The 1,082-nt window shown below is 59.5% G+C and carries 1 protein-coding gene; it reads left to right on the plus strand.

From position 1 onward, the window contains the following. Positions 1 to 114 precede the first annotated feature (114 nt). Positions 115 to 1,082 (plus strand): IS481 family transposase (locus tag DX909_RS29320; RefSeq protein ID WP_024569601.1); only part of this gene is annotated, 968 nt, incomplete at its 3' end.

A 1,082-nucleotide genomic window follows, 5' to 3' on the forward strand; every position in this document is an offset into this window, starting at 1 on the left:
TAGGTGTCGCATCCCGGACGATTGCATAGACTCTAAACGCTATCCACTCTTCATGGCCCGAGCCGTTCTAAAGGAGTTGATAGAGTCCTTGCAATCCACCCAGGGAGTGAAGCCATGTTGATAGCCCTGCACAAGAACGCCCGCACCACGCCCGCCGTGCGTGCCGAGATCGCAGCCAGCGATGAACCAGCCAGCATCCTGGCCCAGCGCTTTGGGATCACTGAGCAGACGGTCTACAAGTGGAAGAAGCGCGATGTCTTTGCAGACCGCTCGCACACGGCCCATCGCCTGCAGACGGTGCTCACGCCTGCGCAAGAGACCGTGGTGGTTCACTTGCGCCGTACCTTGCTGCTACCTTTGGATGACCTGCTGGCCGTGACACGGGAGTTCATCTGTCCCCATGTCTCGCGCTCCGGGCTGGACAGGTGCTTGCGCCGCCATGGAGCGGGCAACCTCAACGCCCTCAAGCCCCAGGAGCCTGCGGTAGCCCACAAGGCCTTCAAGAGCTACGAGCCAGGCTACGTGCACATGGACGTGAAGTACCTGCCCCAGATGCAGGATGAGAGCAGCCGGCGCTACCTATTCGTGGCCATCGACAGGGCCACGCGTTGGGTGTTTGTGCAGCTCAAGTCCAACAAGACCGCCGCCAGTGCACAGGCCTTCCTCAAGGCGTTGCACAAGGCCTGTCCGATCAGGATCAACAAGCTGTTGACCGACAACGGCAAAGAGTTCACGGACCGTCTGTTTGCCAGCAAGGAACGCGAACCCAGCGGCAACCATGAATTCGATCAACTGTGCCGGGAGTTGGGCATAGAGCACCGATTGACCAAGCCCAGGACGCCCAGAACCAACGGCATGGTGGAGCGGTTCAATGGACGCATTGCGGACGTTCTGAAGACCCACCGGTTCAACAGCCGCGAGGACATGGAGGAGACCTTGCTGCGCTATGTGGCCTTGTACAACCACCAGTTGCCGCAGTCAGCGCTCAAGAGCAGTACGCCGATGCAGGCCATGAAAGATTGGTACCAGACCCACCCGCACCTGTTTCACAAGCGACCATATGATCGTACGGGATGCGACAA

The organism is Larkinella soli (assembly GCF_003703975.1).
GTDB lineage: Bacteria > Bacteroidota > Bacteroidia > Cytophagales > Spirosomataceae > Larkinella > Larkinella soli.